This window comes from Streptomyces sp. NPDC002206 (assembly GCF_053593595.1).
Genome location: NZ_JBSFCW010000001.1, coordinates 1 through 20,864, shown reverse-complemented (window position 1 = coordinate 20,864; position 20,864 = coordinate 1). Strand labels below are relative to the sequence as shown.

Sequence of the window (20,864 nt, the reverse complement as noted above, 5' to 3'; positions counted from 1 at the left end):
CAAGGCTACGCCTCCTTGACCGTTCCATGCAGACCGGGCCGGTCTTCGTCGTGCAAGTCACATCAAAGAGCGGGTTTCGGCGCTGGAAATGGCGGGAAACAAGCGTGGTTCCGCTTCACTCCGGGTACGCGTGGCCGTGGCAACGGCCACGTGGACCATATCCCCTCGTGGGACCACTCGTAGAACGTGCCCTTCCGGTTCGGTCCCTGCGTCAACTGCGCGGTTGAGAGATCCCCGGAAGGGTGACCTGGATCCGGCAACCGCGAGCCGATTCGGCCACTCCGATGCGACCGCCGTGCAGATCCACGGCCCAACGGGCGATCGCCAGGCCCAGGCCCGTACCGCCGTCACTGCCCGGACCGTGCGGGGACGCCACCTTGCCACGGTTGAAACGCTCGAAGACCCGGTGCCGCTCGGACTCCGGAATGCCCGGACCCTCGTCCAGGACCTCGAGATCCAGCGACTCCGGCAGCGCGCCGCGCCGTGCCCGCACCGTGACCCGGCCGTGCGGCGGGCTGTGCTTGACCGCGTTGTCGATCAGATTGGCCACCACCTGGTGGAGCCGCTCCGCGTCCGCGTGCGCGGTCAGCTCGGGCGGCGACACGTCCAGGTGCAGATGTACGTCCGTGCGGGTGTGGTTCCCGGAGCCGGAGGACAGCCGGCGGTGCGAGGCGGCGAGGTTCGCTTCCTTCAGCACGCCCGAGAGATACGGCCACACCTCGAAACGGCGGGCCTTGAGGGTGACCACCCCGTTGTCCAGCCGGGACAGGTCCAGCAGCGTCTCCACCAGCCTGCCGAGCCGCTCCGTCTGCTTCAGCGCCGTGCGCATCGTCTCCGGATCAGCGGCGGAGACCCCGTCCACGACGTTCTCCAGGACGGCTCTCAGCGCCGCGATGGGCGTGCGCAGCTCATGCGAGACATTGGCCACCAGCTCCTTGCGGTGCAGGTCCACGGCTTCCAGATCGTCCGCCATGAGGTTGATCGTCTGCGCCAGATCGCCGAGCTCGTCCCGCCGGCCCGCGCCCCGCACCCGTCGGGTGTAGTCGCCGTGCGAGATCGACCGGGCCACCCTCGTCATCTCGTCCAGCGGCGCCGTCAGCCCATGCGCCACGAACTGGGTGATCAGCAGCGTCGCGATCACCGAGAACACCGTGATGAACCGCAGCTCGGTCCTGGTGCGCACCGCCACCATCAGCAGCCCGGTCGTGATGAACACCGAGACCACGACCAGCGTGCCCAGCTTGGCCTTGATCGAGAAGGGGCGCAGTCCGGAGCCGGGCCGGGTCATGGCGCCGGGGTCTCCAGGGCGTAACCGACACCGTGCACGGTACGGATCCGCTCCGCACCGATCTTCCGGCGCAGCGCCTTGATGTGGCTGTCGACGGTACGGGTGCCGGAGGCGTCCGCCCAGTCCCAGACCTCCGCGAGCAGCTGCTCCCGGGAGAGCACCGCGCGCGGCGTGTTGGCCAGGCAGACCAGCAGGTCGAACTCGGTCGGCGTCAGGTGGACGTCCTCCGCGCGCACCCGGACCCGGCGCTGGGCGTGATCGATCTCCAGCTCGCCGAGGCGCAGGATGCCGCTGCGCGGCGTCACCGCGGCCAGCGCCGCGCGCTCGACCCGGCGCAGCAGGACATGCACCCGGGCCGCCAGTTCACGCATGGAGAACGGTTTGGTCATGTAGTCGTCGGCGCCGACACCGAGACCGACCAGCATGTCGGTCTCGTCGTCCCGGGCGGTCAGCATCAGCACCGGAACCGGCCGCGTGGCCTGAACCCGGCGGCAGACCTCCAGGCCGTCGAAGCCCGGAAGCATGATGTCGAGCACCATCAGGTCGGGCTGCCAGGCCTCGGCCGCGTCGACGGCCGCGGGGCCGTCGAGCGCGGTCTGCACCAGAAAGCCCTCGGCCCGCAGGCGTGCGGAAATGGCGTCGACGATCGTCGCGTCGTCCTCGACCACCAGCACCCGGCGCTGCGCGCCCGGGGTGGCCGCGACACCGTTGTGGGTGGTGTGTGTCTGTTCCATCGCCCCGCCCCTGCCCGTTCTCGCGGGGGTCATTCCCCCGGACGCACGGTCTTCGCTTGTGAATTTCGTGGGTGATCCCGTTTGCCGCTCAGCAGCGTAGAGCCAGCAGACTGTTCCCGGCTACGCAGGGTGCAACGGCACGGGAACGGGTTGGACGCAAGCAGGCGGCGGAGTGTCTGTCTTGTGGCGCTTGGCCCCCGGGCGTCCGGGGCCCCGGATACCCGGCGGGGGAACCTCAGCCGTCCCGAAGTGCGAGATGAACCACGTCGGGCACGCCTCGGGCAACATGCACCTCTTCCGTCCTTACCCCACTGAATCCGGCATTCTGCAGGGCCTGTTCGAAGGCGGCGGACGGCTGCGCGGACCACACCGCCAGCACCCCACCCGGATTGAGCCGTTCCCGGCAGTCCGCCAGGCCGGAAGCGGAGTAGAGACTTCCGTTGTCCTCGGTGACGGTCCAGTCCGGTCCGTTGTCGATGTCCAGACACAACGCGTCGTAACGGTCCGTAGTCGTACGCAGATATGTGACGAGATCCGTCGCCAGGACCGCCGTCCGCGGATCGGCGAGCGCCGCAGCGGAGATCCGGGCCAGTGGCCCGTCCAGGTGCCAGTCGATGATCGCCTGTTCCCGCTCGACCACCGCGATTCGCCCCCAGCGCGGCTCGGCGGCGGCATGCGCCAGCGAGAAGCCGACCCCGAGCCCTCCGACGAGCACTGCCGGATCCGTCCGCCCGGCGGGCAGTGCGGCGAGTGCGGCATCGATCAGCAGCCGTTCGGAGCGCCCGTCCGCGGTGTCCATCAGAAAGCACCCATTGGCGATGATCTCGAAGTCGTCTCCCCGCTCCCGCAGGACGACCTCCCCGTACGGTCCCTCGCGGCGGTCGAGTGTGACGGGGCTGTGAGCGGTGCGGCGGTCGGCGGTCGGCATGTCCTCGGTCTCCGGTAGGCGGCGGATGGATTCCCACCATCCTCGTCGGACGGCGCGGGCGGGGCCAAAATCGGTGGATCCGGGTGGGGCGCGAGGAGTCGAAGGGTGTGGTCACCGGGGCTCGGTCCGTGCGCCGCGCACCACTAGGAGCGCCGCCCCGGCCAGGTACGCCGCCACTGCTACCACCCACGCAGCCCCCTGCGGCCCCGGCTGCATCGGCCAGGCCCAGACGGCGGCCGCGCCGCCCGGAGTGCGGGGCGCCGCAAGGTAGACCGCTCCGCCGTAGACCGTCATCGGCAGCCAGCTCGGCCGGGCACCGATCAGCGCCACCGACCCGGCCGCCACCCCGGTCGCCCCGAGCACGTTGCGCACCATCCCCGGCGCGCCGAACGCCTCGGGATGCCCCGGCACCGCCAGCGCGAGTGCCCCGGCGGCGAACACGGTCAGGGTCAGCAGATGCAGCAGCCGGCGCGGCCACCAGGGGCGTACGGCGGTCCGGTCCAGCTCGGCGGTGTACGCGTGCATGCTGGTGGAGATCGCGGCGGAGGCGAGCAGCGGAGCGAGCACCAGGACCGGGACGCGCCCGGTGTGGCTGAAGTGGTCCTGCAGCCGGTCCGCGGCCCAGGCGGCGACGAGCACGATCGCGGTCAGGGTGGCGGTGGTCTGGGGGAGGGCGCGGGAGCGGATGTAGAGGAGCGGTCCCTGCGCGGTGCTGTTCACAGGGCCGGCACCTCCGCCGGGTCGCAGCTCTGCCGGGAGGTCAGGTAGCGGCCGAGCCAGGCCCTCCGGTCGGTGTCCGGCATGGCTCGGAGACGGGCCAGGCGATTTTCGACCTGCGGGTCCTTGCGCCCGGGGTCGCTCTCGGGGGACAGCCACTTCCGCACAGCGGACTCGGTGCGGTACACGCGCAGGAATTCTTTGCTCTCCCTTCTGGTCTCCGCGGGGCAGTCCCGCATCATCAGCTGCGACGCGGCACCCTGCGCATATGCCCGGGGATCGACCAGTTTGTTGCGTACGACGCCCCAGCCGAGCGTCAGGTCCGGCAGCGGTACGTCGCCGCTGCCTGGACGTGCGCCGTACTCCACGTACCGCGTCGGTGCGTGCGGGACCCCGTCCAGCCGGGAGAGCATGCCGCTCAGGGCGTCCGAAACCTGCGCCAGCATCGGGCCGTCGTGCCCGTTCACACAGATCTGCGGGACGCCGTCCGTGCAGATCCGCCTGGCCGCCACGGGGTCGTCCCGCCACAGCTCGTCGCCGGTCCGCACGATGAGCGCCCCGGCGGCGACCGCCACGATGAGCGGTACGACAGCGAGCAACCGGCGCCGTGCCGCGTACCCGAGCAGTACGGCGAGGCCCAGACCGCCCAGCCAGACCACCATGACCGGGGCGAACCACCAGACCGGTACGGACACTTCCACTTCGGCCTGTTCGCCCGGGCTCAGGTAGCGGAACTCTGACTGCAGATAGGCGGGGATGCCCAGCCCGACGTACGTGCAGACCGCCAGAACCGGTGCGGTCAGCCGCCACGGGGACAGCCGGCCGACGACGAAACCGATCAGGGCGATCGAGACCAGGAAGCAGCCGTCCGAGACGGCCCGCGGGAGGGACGGACCGCGGCCGGCCGCGTACGGCAGATTTGCCGCCACCAGCACCGCCAGCGCGACGAGATACCCCACCGCTGCCCACAGGGCGACGGGCGCCGCCGCCGTCACGGCCCGGCGCAGCCGGCTGCGGGGGACGCCGGACAGCAGTTCGGCGGTGCGGGCGCGGCGTTCACGGCCGCCCTGCCAGCAGGCGGCCGCCGCCGTGAGCGGGCCGCAGAGCAGAGTGCTCGCAGAGCGCAGCTGGCCGTGGGTCTCCTCCCAGCCGCCCTGCCACTGGTCCGCCTTCGCACCCAGGGTGACGAGGAGAGTGAGCGTGACGGCCGCGCCGGTCCATGGTGGGATGCCACGCCGCAGTTCGGTGCCCAGCGGCGTACGAGCGAGTGCGGTGCCCGTGTCCCGGATGCGTGTCAGGGTGCCGGTCATCGGTCCGCCACCGTGGTGCGGTGGGCTCGCAGCGCGGCGGCGTAGCCCCGTTCGATGGGATTGTCGCCGGGGCTGTCGTCCACCCCGTTGCTGCCGATCGCTGTGAGCTCGGCGGTGGTGCCGCGGTAGGCGATCCGGCCCGCCTCCACGAGTGTCACCTCGGTGCAGGCCGCTGCGACGTCCTCGACGAGGTGCGTGGAGACGATCACCGTGGACGTCTCGCCCAGTTCACGCAGCAGCGCCCGGAACTCGACGCGCTGCTCCGGGTCGAGGCCGGCGGTCGGCTCGTCCAACAGCAGGAGGTCCGGATCGTTGACGATCGCCTGCGCGATGCCGACGCGCCGCACCATGCCGCCCGACAGGGTCTTCACCTTCGCGTCGATCCTGTCCGTCAGTCCGACCCGTGCCACGGCCCGTTCCACCGCCTCCGGAACCTGCGTGGCGGGCATCTCCTTGAGCCAGGCGACATAACCGACGAATTCGCGGACGGTGAAGCCCGGGTAGTAGCCGAACTCCTGGGGCAGATAGCCGAGACGACGACGGACGGCCGAGCGGCTGCGGTGGTCCGCTACCGCTCCGACCTCGCTGCCCAGCAGTTCGACCCTGCCCTCGGAAGGTGCGGCGACGGTCGCGAGGACCCGGATCAGCGAGGTCTTGCCCGCCCCGTTCGGCCCCAGCAGCCCATGGACCCCCGGAGCGAAATCGAGGTCGACGGCGTCCAGCGCAGTCCTTCTGCGATGGCGGACCGTCAGCCCGGTGACGCGGACGGTCCTGGCTCCTCGGACTGTCACGGTGCTCATGGGTTCACGCTCACAGCTTCTCCAGGTGGTCGAAGGATCGACGGCGTACGGCCAGCAGCGCGGCGCAGAGCAGCGCCCCCGCCGCCCAGCCGCTCTGCGCGAAGGGCCCGGCGAGATAACGCGCCGCTCCGTCGGCCAGGGCCTCCGGGCCCAGGGGCGCCCCGGCGGACGGCACGACGACGGCAAGGGCCCAGGCCGCGGTGACGGATGAGGCACCGGTACGACACCCGGTGTACGAACCCAGCGCCAGCGCAGCCAGGGTCATGGCGACGGCCGGCAGCAACCAGGCGACGGCACCGGGCGCACCGGCCGAAGCGGGCAGCACCGCCCCTGCGGCGGTCAGCAGCGGCACGCTCAGGCCGAGGACCGCGGCGGTCCTGATCAGCAGGAGACGCAGCCCGCCGGACGGGGTGGAGGCGGCGAGTTCGTACACCGGATCCGCGTGCCGCCCGTACGCGACGCCCACCCCGGCGAGCGGCAGCACCGGCGCGATCAGGAGCAGCAGCTGACGGGCCGGGAGACCGGCCACCGCCCCGGTTCCGCTCCGGGCGCCGTACGCGAGGGCGACGGCCGCGGCCGCCATCAGCAGCACGGACGCCAGCCAGGGGCCACGCAGCGCGGGCCCGGCGGCCCGGAGAGCGGGGGCGAGGAGGGGAGTGCGGTAGTGGCGGGTCGCGGACGGAGGAGGGGACGCCGGGACTCGCGTGGACCCCCGTGCCGCCTCCGCCCGATCCGTCTGTCCCGCCGCGGCGACCACCGCCGCCCGTACCTCGTCGACCACCGCCGCCGCGGCCCCCTGTCCGCGTACCGCCGCCGACACCCGTGCCGCGCACCCCTCGCACGCCTCGACGTGCTTCTCCAGGGACCAGGCTTCGGTCTCCGCCGCCGTACCCGACGCGTACCGCTGCGCCAGCCGGGCGCCCACATGCCAGCCCGTCATGCCATGCCTCCCAGCGGTTCGCCGCCCGGCGACAGCCGGTCCAGGGCGGCGCGCAGTTCACGCCGGGCGCGCATCGCCCGGGTCTTGACCGTGCCCTCGGGTATGCCGAGGAGTTGTGCGGTCTCGCGGGTCGTCAGGCCGTCGATGACCGTCGCGCGCAGGACCTCCCGCAGTTCGGGCGAGATGCGGTCCAGCGCCGCGCCCACATCGCCGTACTCCAGACCGGCCAGTACCCGTTCCTCCGCGGACGGGGCGGCAGCGGACCGGCCGGTAGCCCCGGCCTGCTCGGCCCGGGTGGCGCGTTCGGTGCGGGCCTCGGCGCGCTGGGCGTCGACGAGGCGGCGGGCGGCGATCACCCACAACCAGCCGCCCGCCTGCCCGCCGCGGTGCGCACCGGCGGACCGCCACGCGGTGACGAACGTGTCCTGCAGTACTTCCCGTACGGTCTCCGGGTTCGCGCACCGGCGGCTCAGCCGGGCGAAGAGCCAGCCGGCATGCCGGTCGTAGAGCGCGGCGAGAGCCGCCGCATCCCCATGTGCGACGGCGCGCAGCAGCGCGTTGTCATCGCCGGTCCCGTTCTCCCCCGAGGGGCGCATCAGCCTCACATCCCCTCTATCGGAGGGCGGTCCCTCGTCGGTTCATCCGCGGCGGGTGCCCTGCACGGTGCGGACAGGATTGTGCGGCAGAGGTACGCGGTGATGCGCCCCCGCTGCCACTGCTGCCGTCGTCATCGGGACGCCGTTCACCCGCGGGGGCATCGCCCCGCCCTGTTGCCCGGGTGGCCTGCCGACCGCTGCTGCACCACCGCGCCGGTGCGGCCGGTCAGCTCAAGGGCGAGGCGCCTTCTCGCCGTGCACCGCGATGTACTCGGCTGCCAGCCACGGCGCCAGGTCGTCGATGAGCATGGTGAGGACTGCCGGGTCCGTCGAGGGGGTGCGGCCGGTGGCCGCGGCGACGCGCATCTGCTCGATCCGCTCGGGGTAGTACCGGCCGAAGATCTCCGCGGACTCCTCGATGTCGCTGGTCCAGCCGCCCCAGCGCGGCATGACCAGGGTGAAGCCCGACCGGACGATACGGCGGGCGACGCCGCGGCTGAGGTTCCTGCGTTCCGCGTCGGTGGTGGCTCCGGCGGCCCGGCTGCGCCAGCGGGGGAGCGACAGACACAGATCGCCGTTGGTCTCACGGGCGAGCAGGGGCGTGGGGCGGTAGCGGGGCAACTGCGTGGCGAGGTCGTCGCCCAGAAGAGGGGTGCAGAGGCAGGCGACGAAGAACCCCATGTCGTGGCGTTCGAGTTCGCTGAGCAGGGTGTCGGCGCCGAAGAGGAGGATGCCCACGCCGTCGACCGGGCCGCACGCGGCGTCGAGCGCGGCCTCGACGGAGCGGGCGGTGGCCCGGTCGGCCTCGGTCGGTCCGTCGCGCAGGGCCAGCAGCAGATCCAGGTCCGAGACGCCGGGAATGGCTGTGCCCCGCGGAATGCTGCCGTAGAGGTAGGCGCTGTGCAGCCGCGTGGCGCCGAACGCCTCGGTGATACGGGAGCGGGCCGCCTCGACCACGGGGGCGAACGCTGCCGGTATGCGGCTCAGCGAGCCCTCGCGTCTGATCGTCCCGTCTTCGGCGAGCCCTCTGTCGCGCAGCTCAGTGTCACCCATATGGACACTCTCCCCCGGAGTGCGGCGCGGCTGCGAACGGTTTTCGCAGGTGACAGGCGAGGCGGAAGAAGATCGCTCAGAGCGAACGCAGCCCCGGGAACATAACCGCACTCAGGAGCATTGAGCCTGCGTAGCTCAACTTGAATGCCGAAGGGGAGATCATGGCTAATGAGCCCAACGCGGTCACTCCGCTGACCTTGCCTGTGCTGCCGCTCGACGACGAGGTCGTGCTGCCCGGAATGGTGGTTCCTCTCGACCTGTCCGACACCGATGTGCGGGCCGCCGTGGAGGCCGCGCAGGCAGCCGTCCGGCCGGGTGGCGGCAAGCCCGAGGTGCTGCTCGTGCCGCGGATCGACGGGACGTACACCGGAACGGGTGTGCTCGGTACCGTCGAGCAGGTCGGCCGGCTCTCCGACGGTGACCCCGGTGCGCTCATCCGCGGCCGTGACCGGGTGAGGATCGGCGCCGGGACCACCGGACCCGGGGCCGCGCTCTGGGTGGAGGGGACACGCGTGGACGTGTCCGTCCCCGAGCCGCTTCCCGGTGTCGCCGCCGAGCTGGTCAAGGAGTACAAGGCCCTGGCCACCAGCTGGCTGAAGAAGCGCGGCGCCTGGCAGGTCGTGGACCGGGTCCAGCAGATCGACGACATCTCGGCCCTCGCCGACAATTCCGGTTACTCACCCTTCCTCACGACCACCCAGAAGGTGCAGCTCCTGGAGACTGCCGACGCGGTCGCCCGGCTGAAGCTCGCCATCCAGTGGCTCGGCGAACACCTCGCCGAACAGGACGTCGCCGAGTCCATCGCGAAGGATGTCCAGGAGGGTGTCGACAAGCAGCAGCGCGAGTTCCTGCTGCGGCGCCAGCTCGAAGCCGTACGCAAGGAGCTGTCCGAGCTCAACGGTGACCCGGAGGACGAGTCCGACGACTACCGGGCGCGCGTCGAAGCCGCCGATCTTCCCGAGCACGTCCGTGAGGCCGCGCTCAAGGAGGTCGACAAGCTGGAGCGCTCCTCCGACCAGAGCCCCGAGGGTTCCTGGATCCGCACCTGGCTGGACACCGTCCTCGAACTGCCGTGGAACGAGCGCACCGAGGACGCGTACGACATCCGCGCCGCCAAGGAGATCCTCGACGCCGAGCACGCGGGCCTGGAGGACGTGAAGGAACGGATCACCGAGTACCTCGCCGTGCGCAAGCGCCGTGCCGACCGCGGTCTCGGGGTCGTCGGCGGGCGCCGCGGTGGTGCGGTGCTGGCCCTCGTCGGGCCTCCCGGCGTAGGCAAGACGTCCCTCGGCGAGAGCGTCGCGCACGCCATGGGGCGCAAGTTCGTCCGTGTCGCGCTCGGCGGTGTGCGGGACGAGGCGGAGATCCGCGGCCATCGGCGAACGTACGTCGGTGCGCTCCCCGGACGCATCGTCCGCGCCATCAAGGAGGCCGGTTCCATGAACCCGGTCGTCCTGCTCGACGAGATCGACAAGGTCGGCTCCGACTTCCGCGGCGACCCGGCCGCGGCGCTCCTCGAAGTGCTCGACCCGGCGCAGAACCACACCTTCCGCGACCACTACCTTGAGGTCGAGCTCGACCTCAGCGACGTAGTCTTCCTGGCCACCGCCAACGTCCTGGAAGCCATCCCGGAGGCACTGCTCGACCGCATGGAGCTGGTCAGGCTCGACGGCTACACCGAGGACGAGAAGGTCGTCATCGCCCGGGACCACCTGCTCCCGCGCCAGCTCGAGCGGGCCGGCCTGGAGAAGGACGAGGTGACCCTGGACGAGTCGGCGCTGCGCAAGCTGGCCGGCGAGTACACCCGCGAGGCGGGCGTACGCAACCTGGAGCGGGCCGTCGCCCGGCTGCTCCGCAAGGTCGCGGCCCAGCACGAGCTGGGCGACCGGGAGCTCCCGTTCACCGTCACCGACGAGGACCTGCGGGGTCTCATCGGACGGCCGCACCACGTTCCCGAGTCCGCCCAGGACCCGGCCGAGCGCCGCACCGCGGTGCCGGGCGTGGCGACCGGACTTGCGGTGACCGGTGCCGGCGGCGACGTGCTGTTCGTGGAGGCGTCGCTGGCAGATCCGGAGACGGGCGCCGCCGGACTGACCCTGACCGGCCAGCTCGGCGACGTCATGAAGGAGTCCGCGCAGATCGCGCTCAGCTTCCTGCGGTCGCACGGCGCCGAACTGGAACTGCCTGTCGCCGATCTCAAGGACCGGGGAGCGCACATCCACTTCCCGGCGGGCGCGGTCCCCAAGGACGGCCCCAGCGCCGGTATCACGATGACGACGGCAATGGCCTCGCTGCTCTCCGGGCGGCTGGTCCGTACGGATGTGGCGATGACCGGCGAGGTGTCGCTGACCGGACGGGTGCTGCCGATCGGCGGCCTGAAGCAGAAGCTGCTGGCCGCTCACCGCGCCGGAATCACCACCGTGGTGATCCCGAAGCGGAACGAGGCCGATCTGGACGACGTCCCGGCCGAGGTCCTCGACAAGCTGGAGGTCCACCCGGTGACGGATGTCCGCCAGGTGCTGGAGATCGCTCTCGCCCCGGCTTCGGCCAGGGCGGAGGAGAGGATCCCGGCTGCGGCGTGAGCGCCACGGCGTGACGGGCGTGGCATGACGTGCGCGGCCGGTCGGACGGCCCGCACCCCCGAGAGGGCGGTGCGGGCCGTTCCGCGTATCCCCGGGTGCCCGCGATGTCCAGGCAGCCGGTGGCGGGCCGTGCTCAGGGGCGGTCCGGGCCCCGGTGACGGGGTGTGTCACCGGGGCCCGGCGGGGCGCTGCGAGGCGGGACTCAGCCGTTGGCGAGTGCCTGTACGCGGTCGAGGGCGCCGTTGAAGTGGTTGTGGTCGCCGACGTACGGTCCGGACGACGTGTACTGCCAGATGGTGTAGTAGCCCCAGCCGGCCGGGAGTTCACCGACGGTCGTGTTGTAGCGGGCCACCCAGAGCGGGTTGGTGGCGGCGAAGCCCGCGTTGTTGCCGGTGCAGGCCTGCCACCAGCTGGTCGCGGTGTAGATCACCGCGTCGCGGCCGGTGCGTGACCTGTACGTGTTCACGAAGTCGCGGATCCAGGAGACCATGGCGGCCGCGGTCTTGCCGTAGCACTGGTCGCCGTACGGGTTCCACTCGATGTCGAGGACGCCGGGCAACGTCTTGCCGTCCGGTGACCAGCCGCCCCCGTGGTCCACGAAGTAGTTGGCCTGGGTCGCGCCGCTCGTGGTGTCCGGGGTGGCGAAGTGGTACGCGCCCCGGATCATGCCGACGTTGTACGAGCCGTTGTACTGCTGGGCGAAGTAGGGGTTCGTGTAGTACGTGCCTTCGGTGGCCTTGGTGTAGGCCCACCGGACACCGCTGTTCCAGAGGGTCGCCCAGTCGACGTTGCCCTGGTGGCTGCTGACGTCCACCCCTTCGGTCTGCACGGCGCGCGTGTCACGTGGCAGGCCGCCCTGGCCGTCATGGGCGACGACGCCCATGCCCATCGTGGCCGACCCGCGGGCGGGTGTGGTGGTGGCGGTGGGGGAGTCGGCCGCGGTGGCCGCACCGGGCAGGGTGAGCAGAAGCGAGAGTGCTGCGAGAAGAGTTCCCATCGCCGCGAAGCGCGAGCGGCGGGTCGTTCCGGATCCGGATCTGCGCACGGGCATTGCGTGCCTCCGAGGTCTCGGTGGGGGGATCTGCCGACCCAGGGGAGCGGCTCGGCGCACCCCTGTGACATGTGATGGTGTGGACATGCCAGAAATGACGCTACGCACGTAGACCTGCGCGGCGGAAGGGGGCCTGGGCGGTGCCGTTGGTCTACGCCTGCGAAATACTGGCGGAGCTGCGGCGATGACCAGCGGTGAAAGAAACTTTCAGCGGCAGGAAAGCTCATGAGGGGTGTTGACGTGCACGGGAGCGAAAGCGGTAATGAACCCGGCGCGACCGGGGCGACTGGTGTGGACCACGAATTCCTGGCGCTGGAGCGGGAGTTGGCAGTCTTCCTGCGCCGGGCGCGGTCGAGCTCCGGCGAAATGGCGCGCGAGGTCCACCCCGAACTGGAGTCCGCGGCGTACGGACTCCTCGTACAGCTGGAGTCGGCGGGGCAGCAGCGGGCCACCGATCTCGCGGCGTACTTCGGGGTCGGCAAGGCGACCATGAGCCGTCAACTGCGCGCCCTGGAGGACCTCGGACTGGTGGCGCGCGAGCCCGATCCGGCCGACGGGCGGGCCTTCCTCGTCCATCTCACCGACGAGGGACTCGCGCGATACCGCAGCGTCCGCGACGCCCGCCGCGAGCGGTACGTACGCAAGCTCGCCGACTGGGACCGGGCCGAGGTGGCGGAACTGGCACGGCTGCTGCACCACTTGAACACCCGCGCCGAGGAATGACACGAGCCGGGCCCGCACCCGGACGGGCCCGGCACTCCCGGGTGCTCCCGGACCTGTGCCCCGTGGAAACCGCCCACCGGAGGCACCCGCCACGATCCCGGCCCGGGACGACCCCCTGCCCGGGCGACCTACAGCACCGCGTAGACCGCCGTGGCGTCGTCGTGCGTCTTGCTGCGCCGCAGATGCGTGCGCTCCGTGTCCGCGTCCTCCAGCGCCCTGACCCGGTCGATCAGCCCCTGTGTGCCCTCCTTGTGGAGCACCCCGAGGCAGGCCGCCCAGTCCCCTTCGCGGAACATCTCGGTCCAGCGGCTCGCCCCGTCCGTCAGTGCGGCCAGGGCCCGCACCTCGGCGCGCGGCGTCCGCCCGGTCACCGCGCGGGCCGCCACCGAGGGGTCGGCGGCGGCGGTGAAGAAGCCGCCCTCCTTGTTGCGCACCTGCGCGTCGGCGATCGCCTCGGTGGTCAGGGAGCCCGGTGGCAGCCGGTCGAGCCGGTCGTCGACCAGTGTGCGTACCGAGCCGTCCGTCGACTCGAACAGCAGGACCGAGTCGGAGAGCACCAGGTGTTCGATCTCGCGTTCGTCCCAGCGCGCCATCACGACGGTCGCCTGCGGCGTACGTACGTGAGAAAGGTCACAGGAGGAGCGATGCGTTTCGGCGGTGCGCCGGATGGACTCGGCGAGCACCTCCATGAGGGGCAGATCCCGCCGCGAACCCGACAGTTCGACCAGGGAGGCGCCCAGTCGAGCGGTGAACCACGGGACGGAGTGCACACAACCGTCGTCCCCCTGCGGCGGAGTGACGCCGTCGAGCAGGACCAGCGTCCCGCCCTGGCCGGAGGCGGGAAGTGCGGTGGCCGCCCAGTCCTCGTTGGGGCGCCCGGGGCTACCGGGGACGGTGGCGAGTTCGATACGCATACGGCAAGTCTGCACGACGCCTTCACCGACCCCGCACGAGTGCGGCGTTGGGTCGTACGAGCAGGTCAGCCGTACCTCTTGAGCGGAAGGAATGGCTCCGAGCGGCGTGCGGGCGGGCATCCTGCCAAAGCCTGCGCGGAAGTTCCAGCCCGCGGCCCGGGTGTGCACGACGACGCGTCTGGGGAGACTTGTTCGTCAACTCTGGAGTGATGTTCACTCGTTCAGGTGGCGGAGCGGTTGATGCGCGCCCCCCTCTCAAAAGCACTGGAATGGTCAGAAGCCGTACCAGGGGCCGGGGCGCCGTTTCATGTGACCGAGCGTCACCTCTGCTTCTAAGGGTGGACGAGTCAAGATTGCGAGCACCGGTGCAGAAGAAGCGGCCTCGGAGCAAGGGCAGCAAGCGAAGCGGTTCCGGGGCGACACCTCCGCCGCCGGCCGAAGGTGAGCCCACCCGGCGCACCGTACGCGTACGCAGCCGGCTGGTCGCCGGCGTCGCGGTCGTCGGAATCACCGTCATCGCCGCGGGCGCGCCCGCGGCGCTCGGCGCCTCCTCCGAACTGACCGAGTCCCAGCGGTTGGTCACGCTTGCCGAGCTGAATCAGCAGGCGGTGGCGCTCGCGCACGCCCTCGCGGACGAGCGCGACGAGGTCACCGCCTACATCGCGAGCGGCCGGGCCGAGAAGTCCGGCCCGAAGAGCGACGGACCCAGCAGCCGCAGCGCCCGCGTCGACCAGCAGATCGACGAGATCCGCGGCACGGCCCCGGCCGCGCTGCGCCGCGACCTCTCCACGATCCCCTCGCTGCGCCGTACCGCGCTCACCGGCAAGGGCTCGGCGCTCGCGGCCCACCAGGCGTACTCCGAGGTCATCGCCAAACTGCAGGACCTCGCCGACGAACTGGCCGAGAAGACCCCGCCGCGCGCCGCCGAGGCCACTCGTGCGCCCCTTGCCCTCGGCCAGGCGGCCGAGCAGGCCTCCGCCACCCGCGGGCTGCTGATCGCCGCGCTGTCGGTGCCCCGCGAAGTGGCCACCACCCCGCAGATCGACCCGTTCACCGGGCTGCCCGTGCAGCCCCAGGACGAGGGCCCGAGCGAGGACGACCGCAACCGTGACGAGCTGAGCGCCGCCGCCCAGCAGGCAAGGGTCCGCGAGCTCGCCGCGCTCGCCGACTTCGACCAGGCCGCGGGCTCCACCGCCCGCGAGAAGCTCTCCTCCACCGTCACCGGGCCCGAGGTCAACAGCGCGGAGAAGTACCTCGCCGCGCTCACCGACCGCCCCGAGTTGTCGGACTCCGACCAGCAGGCCAACCGGAAGAAGGTCGAGGCGTCCCTCTCGGCCCGCATCGACCGGATGCGCAGCGTCGAGTCCGCACTGGGCACCGCCCGGATCCAGCGACTGGAGCAGCTGCGCGACGACGACGTCACCGCGCTCGAACTGCACATCGCGTTGCTCGGCGGCTGTCTGCTGATCGCCGTCGGCGTCTCCACCGCCGTGGCCCGCACGCTCACCCAGCCGCTCGCCGTCCTGCGGATCGGCGCCGCCCGCCTCGCCGCGGAGCCCGGCACCGCCGAGCCGGTCCGCTACACCGGCCGCAACGACGAGTTCGCCCAGGTCGTACGGAACCTCAACGCTCTGCACGGCAGGCTGCAGGGGCTGCTCCACGAGTTCAACGGCCGGTTCGCGAACCTGGAGAAGGAGCGCGGCGAGCTCGTCGCCGGACACGAGGCCCTGTCCATCCAGCGCGCCGAACTCCAGGTCCGCACGGCCGACCTGGCCGCCCAGCTGGAGCAGCTGAAGAACACGGTCCACCACACCTTCGTCAACCTCTCGCTGCGCACCCTCGGCCTCGTCGAACGCCAGCTCGGCGTCATCGAGAACCTGGAGGAGCGCGAGCAGGACCCGGAGCGGCTCGCCACCCTCTTCAAGCTCGACCACATGGCCACGGTGATGCGCCGCCACAGCGAGAACATGCTGGTCCTCGCGGGCGCCGAGCACGGTCACGGGCACTCCGGCCCGATCCCGCTGGTCGACGTCCTGCGGGCGGCAGTCAGTGAGATCGAGCGGTACGAGCGGGTCACCATCCAGTCGCTGCCGCCGCACGCCCAGATCGCCGGCTTCGCCGCCGACGATCTCAGCCACCTGGTTGCCGAGCTCCTGGAGAACGCGACCTCCTTCTCGCCGCCCGACTCCCATGTCCAGCTCTCCGGCTGGCTGCTGGAGTCCGGCGAGGTGATGCTCTCCGTTCAGGACGAGGGCATCGGGATGTCGTCCGTACGCATGGGCGAGCTCAACGCCCGGCTGGCCGACCCGTCCTCGTTCGAGGCGGGCCGGCAGAGCGGGGACGGAGCGGGCCTCGGACTCCAGGTGACGTCGCTGCTGGCCGCGCGCCACGGGGTGCGGGTCCAGCTGCGCGAGCAGAAGGGCAGCGGCGTGACGGCGGTCGTCGTGCTGCCGCAGGCGCTGCTGCCGAAGGCGCCGCCGACCGCCACCCCGCCGCCGGTGCGGGTGCCGGGGGACGCGCCCGCGCTGAACCTGCCGGGATCGGTCGCCGAGGCCAACTCCAACTCCCTGCCGGGCCGGACGCTCGCGCTGCCCGGTGACCCGCTGATCGCCGCGGCCGAACAGTCGATCCGCGACGCGGGAGCGGGACCCGGCGCCGGGCCGGTGCCCGCGCCCGCACCGGGTCCGGTCGAAACCGAGCCGGTCGCAGCCGAGTCGCCCGCACCTGAGCCGCTCGCCGCCGAGACAGAGGCCGAGACCACGATGCAGGTCCGGCTCCCCGAGGTCCCGGAGTTCCGGGAGGCCCCGCCGGTCCCCACAGCCCCGGCGGCGTCCGACCCGTACACCATCGGTCCCGACCGCCACGAGCGCACCGCGGACGAGAGCCAGGAGCCCTTCACCGCTCCCGCCCCGGCCGTCACCACCGTGGCAGAGGCCTTTCCCGGCCCCCGGCAGCCGGAGGCACAGCAGCAGCCGCAGGGCGAACGCATCACCGACAAGGGGCTGCCCAAGCGCACCCCCAAGGTCGTGAAGCCGGCCTCCGCCCCTGTCGCCGAGCGCAAGGGCAGTCTGGACAAGGAAGCCCTGCGCCGTCGCCTCGGCGGTTTCCATCAGGGCGCGAAGGACGGCCGCCGCGATGTCGAGGCGGAGATCGCCGAAGGCGTCGGCAGTGCCGCCGGCGCCGGCCCTGCCCTCGGCGTCGACCGGAGCGAACACACCGCACAGACCGACCACACCGAGCTGGCAGACCGTTCCGGCGATCGAACCGATGACACGGGGGACACAGTCGAGGAGGCACGCAGTTGACTGCGCCCAGCACATTCGGGCTGAGTACCGAGGCCCGGAACCTTCACTGGTTGCTGAGCAATCTCGTCGAGGAGGTGCCAGGGGTCCACTCGGTCACCGTCGTCTCGTCCGACGGACTGATGCTGCTCTCCTCCGACCCGGGCCACCACGCGGCCAGAGCTATGGGCCGGCAGGACGGCCCCAGGGGGTCCAGCGCCGACCTGGCGACCATCGTCTCCGGCATCGGCTCCCTCACCATCGGTGCCGCGAAGCTGATGGACGGCGGTGGCGTCAAGCAGACCATGGTCGCCATGGACGAGGGCAGCGTCTTCGTCATGTCGATCAGTGACGGATCCCTGCTCGGCGTGCACGCCACACCCGATTGCGACATGAGCGTCATCGCGTACCACATGGCGCTTTTCGTCGGCCGTGCCGGACATGTACTCACCCCCGAACTCCGCAGTGAACTGCGCAAATCGATGGAGAGCGCCCAGTGATGCCCGCTGCTGAACCCGCCCGCAGGCTCCCCGTCCGCGGTTCCGACCGACGGCCTGCCCGGGTCCGCCCGTACTCGCTCACCGGCGGCCGCACCCGCTTCGGTCACGTCCTCCTCGTCGAGACGTTCGTGGCCGCGCTCGAAGCGCCCGAGGAGCGCCGCGAGCTCACCAACGGCAACCTCACCACGCGTGTGATGCCGGAGCTCCAGGCCATTGTCGAAATCTGCCGCCGCATGCGTACGGTCGCGGAGATCTCGGCCCTGTTGAAGATGCCGCTCGGCGTGGTCCGAGTGCTGCTCAGCGACTTGGCCGACCAGGGAAAGATCCGTGTGTACGGGACCGGTCACGGCACCGGCCAGCCCGACCGCGCACTGCTCGAAAGGGTGCTGAATGGACTCCGCCGTCTCTGACTCGCTGCTGTCCGCCCCGCGTCAGCGGGGACCGGAGGGCCAGACCGAAGAGTCACTGCAGGCATGGCAGCTGGACCACACCAGGGCCCCCATAGCCACGAAGATAGTGGTCGCGGGCGGGTTCGGCGTCGGCAAGACGACCTTCGTGGGATCGGTCTCCGAGATCACCCCCCTGCAGACCGAAGCGTTGATGACTCAGGCCAGCGAGGAGACCGACGACCTCACCGCGACGCCCGACAAGGTCACCACGACCGTCGCGATGGACTTCGGCCGTCTCACCCTCGACGACGACCTCGTGCTGTACGTGTTCGGCACACCCGGACAACAGCGCTTCTGGTTCATGTGGGACGACCTGGTGCGCGGCGCGATCGGGGCGGTCGTGCTCGCCGACACCCGGCGGCTCTCCGACTGCTTTCCCGCGCTCGACTACTTCGAGAGCTGCGGACTGCCGTACATCGTGGCCGTCAACCACTTCGAGGGAACACCCGGATTCGAGCCGGAGGACGTCAGGGAGGCCCTGACGATACCCGTGCACGTACCCGTTGTGATCATGGATGCGCGTAACAGGATCACGGTCGTGGAGTCGCTGCTGGCCCTTGTGGGCCACGCTCTTGACGCCACACCCGCTTAGACACGACACGCGCACGTACACGTAGAAGTAACGGAGAACCGCGATGCGGAAGATACTCGTAGTCGGAGCCGGCCAGTCCGGTCTCCAGCTCGCCCTCGGACTGCAGTCCAGTGGGTACGAAGTCACCCTGATGTCCAACCGCACGGCCGACGAGATCCGGTCCGGCCGGGTCATGTCGACGCAGTGCATGTTCGACACGGCGCTGCAGCACGAGCGCGACCTCCAGCTCAATTTCTGGGAGTCGCAGGCCCCACGCATCGAGGGCCTCGGCGTCTCGGTCGCCGCCCCCGACTCCTCGCGCGCCATCGACTGGGTCGGCAAGCTGGACGGCTTCGCCCAGTCCGTCGACCAGCGCGTGAAGATGGCCGGCTGGATGGAGACGTTCGCCCAGCGCGGCGGACAGCTCGTCATCCACGGTGCGGCCGTCTCCGACCTCGACTACTTCTCCCGCACCTACGACCTGGTGATGGTCTCCGCGGGCAAGGGCGAGCTGGTCTCCATGTTCGGCCGGGACGCGTCCCGTTCGCCGTTCGACGCACCGCAGCGCGCACTGGCCGTCGCGTACGTCCACGGCATGGGCCCGCGCCCCGAGCACCCCGAGTTCGACGCGGTCCGCTGCAACCTGGTCCCGGGCGTCGGCGAGCTCTTCGTGATGCCGACCCTGACCACGTCCGGTCGGGCCGACATCCTGTTCTGGGAAGGCATCCCGGGCGGCCCGTTGGACGCGTTCCAGGGCATCAAGGACCCCTCCGAGCACCTCGCGAAGACGCTGGAGCTCATGGAGCAGTTCACGCCGTGGGAGTACGCCCGTGCCACCAAGGTCGAACTGACGGACGCCAACGGCACCCTGGCGGGCCGTTACGCGCCGACCGTCCGCAAGCCGATCGGCCGGCTGCCCGGCGGCGGTCTGGTGCTCGGCGTGGCGGACGTGGTCGTCGCCAACGACCCGATCACCGGTCAGGGATCCAACTCGGCCTCCAAGTGCGCCGACGCGTACCTCCGGTCGATCATCGAGCATGGCGACCGTCCGTTCGACGCGGACTGGATGCAGTCCACCTTCGACCGCTACTGGGACACCGCGCAGCACGTCGTGAAGTGGACGAACGCCATGCTCGGCGTACCGCCGGAGCACGTGCTGAACCTGATCGGTGCCGCCGGCCAGCTCCAGCCGGTCGCCGACCGCTTCGCCAACGGGTTCGACAACCCGGCGGACTTCGACAACTTCTTCTTCGACCCGGAGAAGACGAACGCGTACCTGGCCCAGGTCTCCGGGGTCGCATCGGCTGCCTGACCTGCGAAGCAGCGGTTGGCGTTGGTCAACGTTGGTGGTTGTGGGCCGTCCTCGGACGGCCCACAGACGGCCCAGGAGGTTGCTATCGATAGCAACCCTGATAGCGGCCAGAACGACGTTTGATCAGGCTGTTAGCTGATAGCAGCTGAAGCGGGGCTCGGCGATTTGGGTCTCTGACGGGGGCCCACGGAGTTAGCAACGGCTGCTATCACCCCGCAACCAGCACCAGGTGCCGTATTCGGCGACGGGGTTCGACCCGGGCGAACCTGCCTGCGGTGCGGTCCATCAGGCCCTCGAACGCTTCCTGCCAGTGGGCAGCGTCTACGCTGTGATCTGCGGCCACCGCGTGATCGTTTGTCTTCACACACCGATGATCAACGGTGGCCGCGTCTACGTGCCAGCGGGATGGAAAGGCTCGTCGAAGGAGACGCCGTGCTGGGATTGCTGGGCTTCTACGACGAACTGGACAACTGCTCCGGCCAGCCGAACGGATCGATACGCGATGCCGTCCAGCCGGTCGGCGAGCCCGATGAGATGGACCTGGTGACCTACCTGGACGCCGGTCACGACCTCATCGACGTCATGGAAGGCGGACGCGACGTCATCACCGGGAGGGCCCACCGGCACTCTGCGGGATGCTCTTCCCTGGTGACCGACGGTTCCTGGCTGTGGCGCCAGGACTTCCCGCACTACGTGGAAACGCACCATGTTTCGCTGCCCGAGGCGTTCATCGAACACGTCCGCAGCCTGAACTATCAGATGCCCACCATCGCCGTCGCTCAGTTCGCTCCGCACTACGACGAGACCATGCCCCTGGTCGGCTGGGCCTCGGCTGTCCCGTGGCGATCGACTGCGACCACGCTCGTACCTCAACCACGAGCAGTGACCAGCAAAGCCCAGTTCGACGCCGCGACGCTGGCCCAGGAACGAAACCGGCCGCACGGCAGCTGGGGCAGGCCACGCAAACCCCGGAGAACATAGGCGCCATCGGCCAAGAGCGATCTACAGCTGGAGTACTAGCCCTTCAGTTGGAGATCGACTGGTCCGCTGTAGTTCGGTGAGGGTGAGGCGGTGGTCGTGCATCGGTGCTCGTGAGTGCCTTGTTGCGGTTGCGT

Annotated in this window: 19 protein-coding genes; 8 read left to right on the top strand and 11 right to left on the bottom strand. The window is 70.8% G+C overall.

All coding sequences use genetic code 11. The annotated features are described in order from the left end of the window. Positions 1-211: 211 nt before the first annotated feature. The 9 genes from ACWCP8_RS00095 to ACWCP8_RS00055 form a co-directional block, all read right to left on the bottom strand. Positions 212-1,288: a HAMP domain-containing sensor histidine kinase gene (locus ACWCP8_RS00095; protein WP_352266435.1), complete on the bottom strand. Its 1,077-nt coding sequence runs from the start codon at positions 1,286-1,288 to the stop codon at positions 212-214. Then, on the bottom strand, positions 1,285-2,022 hold the full coding sequence (locus tag ACWCP8_RS00090) for a response regulator transcription factor (protein WP_267001914.1): 738 nt from the start codon (positions 2,020-2,022) through the stop codon (positions 1,285-1,287). Before ACWCP8_RS00090 ends, ACWCP8_RS00095 begins: the two co-directional genes overlap by 4 nt. A 235-nt stretch (positions 2,023-2,257) precedes the next feature. After that, positions 2,258-2,950, bottom strand: coding sequence for a spermidine synthase family protein (locus tag ACWCP8_RS00085; RefSeq protein WP_382828617.1), 693 nt, complete (start codon positions 2,948-2,950; stop codon positions 2,258-2,260). Between the two features lie 111 nt (positions 2,951-3,061). Next, on the bottom strand, positions 3,062-3,670 hold the full coding sequence (locus ACWCP8_RS00080; RefSeq protein WP_451113796.1) for a hypothetical protein: 609 nt from the start codon (positions 3,668-3,670) through the stop codon (positions 3,062-3,064). Continuing rightward, positions 3,667-4,977: a hypothetical protein gene (locus tag ACWCP8_RS00075; RefSeq protein ID WP_451113795.1), complete on the bottom strand. Its 1,311-nt coding sequence runs from the start codon at positions 4,975-4,977 to the stop codon at positions 3,667-3,669. Before ACWCP8_RS00075 ends, ACWCP8_RS00080 begins: the two co-directional genes overlap by 4 nt. Then, a complete protein-coding gene (locus ACWCP8_RS00070; protein ID WP_451113794.1) occupies positions 4,974-5,777 on the bottom strand; it encodes an ABC transporter ATP-binding protein in 804 nt (267 codons plus the stop codon). Before ACWCP8_RS00070 ends, ACWCP8_RS00075 begins: the two co-directional genes overlap by 4 nt. 10 nt (positions 5,778-5,787) lie before the next feature. Then, a complete protein-coding gene (locus ACWCP8_RS00065) occupies positions 5,788-6,717 on the bottom strand; it encodes a zf-HC2 domain-containing protein (protein ID WP_451113793.1) in 930 nt (309 codons plus the stop codon). Continuing rightward, complete coding sequence (locus ACWCP8_RS00060; protein WP_451113792.1) at positions 6,714-7,313, bottom strand: RNA polymerase sigma factor; 600 nt, start codon at positions 7,311-7,313, stop codon at positions 6,714-6,716. Before ACWCP8_RS00060 ends, ACWCP8_RS00065 begins: the two co-directional genes overlap by 4 nt. A gap of 231 nt (positions 7,314-7,544) precedes the next feature. Further along, complete coding sequence (locus tag ACWCP8_RS00055) at positions 7,545-8,366, bottom strand: nucleotidyltransferase (RefSeq protein ID WP_451113791.1); 822 nt, start codon at positions 8,364-8,366, stop codon at positions 7,545-7,547. A 161-nt stretch (positions 8,367-8,527) separates the two neighbouring features. Here ACWCP8_RS00055 and lon point away from each other — a divergent pair, with 161 nt between their 5' ends. Beyond that, the gene (gene lon, locus ACWCP8_RS00050) at positions 8,528-10,948 is read left to right on the top strand and encodes an endopeptidase La (protein ID WP_352266443.1); all 2,421 of its coding nucleotides are present in this window, start codon (positions 8,528-8,530) and stop codon (positions 10,946-10,948) included. A gap of 202 nt (positions 10,949-11,150) precedes the next feature. Here lon and ACWCP8_RS00045 read toward each other — a convergent pair whose 3' ends face one another. Further along, positions 11,151-11,999, bottom strand: coding sequence for a lysozyme (locus tag ACWCP8_RS00045; protein ID WP_382828635.1), 849 nt, complete (start codon positions 11,997-11,999; stop codon positions 11,151-11,153). 225 nt (positions 12,000-12,224) lie between these two features. Between ACWCP8_RS00045 and ACWCP8_RS00040 the strand changes: the two genes are divergently transcribed. Next, positions 12,225-12,722 (top strand): MarR family winged helix-turn-helix transcriptional regulator, encoded by a 498-nt coding sequence (locus ACWCP8_RS00040; protein WP_411086182.1) that lies wholly within the window; start codon positions 12,225-12,227, stop codon positions 12,720-12,722. A 128-nt stretch (positions 12,723-12,850) separates the two neighbouring features. Here the strand turns inward: ACWCP8_RS00040 and ACWCP8_RS00035 are convergent, their stop codons facing one another. Continuing rightward, positions 12,851-13,636, bottom strand: a complete 786-nt coding sequence (locus tag ACWCP8_RS00035; RefSeq protein WP_451113790.1) for a hypothetical protein — start codon at positions 13,634-13,636, stop codon at positions 12,851-12,853. Positions 13,637-14,001: 365 nt separating this feature from the next. On the opposite strand from ACWCP8_RS00035, the gene ACWCP8_RS00030 reads away from it, so the two are divergent. From ACWCP8_RS00030 to ACWCP8_RS00005, 6 genes are all read left to right on the top strand, one after another. Then, positions 14,002-16,941 carry a nitrate- and nitrite sensing domain-containing protein gene (locus ACWCP8_RS00030; protein WP_451114116.1) on the top strand — a complete coding sequence of 980 codons (2,940 nt, stop codon included), beginning with the start codon at positions 14,002-14,004 and terminating at the stop codon, positions 16,939-16,941. After that, complete coding sequence (locus ACWCP8_RS00025; protein WP_352266446.1) at positions 16,938-17,417, top strand: roadblock/LC7 domain-containing protein; 480 nt, start codon at positions 16,938-16,940, stop codon at positions 17,415-17,417. The genes ACWCP8_RS00030 and ACWCP8_RS00025 overlap by 4 nt, the downstream gene beginning before the upstream one ends. Beyond that, positions 17,417-17,827, top strand: a complete 411-nt coding sequence (locus ACWCP8_RS00020) for a DUF742 domain-containing protein (protein WP_030969913.1) — start codon at positions 17,417-17,419, stop codon at positions 17,825-17,827. The genes ACWCP8_RS00025 and ACWCP8_RS00020 overlap by 1 nt, the downstream gene beginning before the upstream one ends. Continuing rightward, complete coding sequence (locus ACWCP8_RS00015; RefSeq protein ID WP_352266447.1) at positions 17,808-18,458, top strand: GTP-binding protein; 651 nt, start codon at positions 17,808-17,810, stop codon at positions 18,456-18,458. The genes ACWCP8_RS00020 and ACWCP8_RS00015 overlap by 20 nt, the downstream gene beginning before the upstream one ends. 43 nt (positions 18,459-18,501) lie before the next feature. Continuing rightward, positions 18,502-19,749 carry a styrene monooxygenase/indole monooxygenase family protein gene (locus ACWCP8_RS00010; protein ID WP_451113789.1) on the top strand — a complete coding sequence of 416 codons (1,248 nt, stop codon included), beginning with the start codon at positions 18,502-18,504 and terminating at the stop codon, positions 19,747-19,749. Positions 19,750-20,181: 432 nt separating this feature from the next. Beyond that, positions 20,182-20,730: a hypothetical protein gene (locus ACWCP8_RS00005; protein ID WP_451113788.1), complete on the top strand. Its 549-nt coding sequence runs from the start codon at positions 20,182-20,184 to the stop codon at positions 20,728-20,730. Positions 20,731-20,864: the final 134 nt, after the last annotated feature.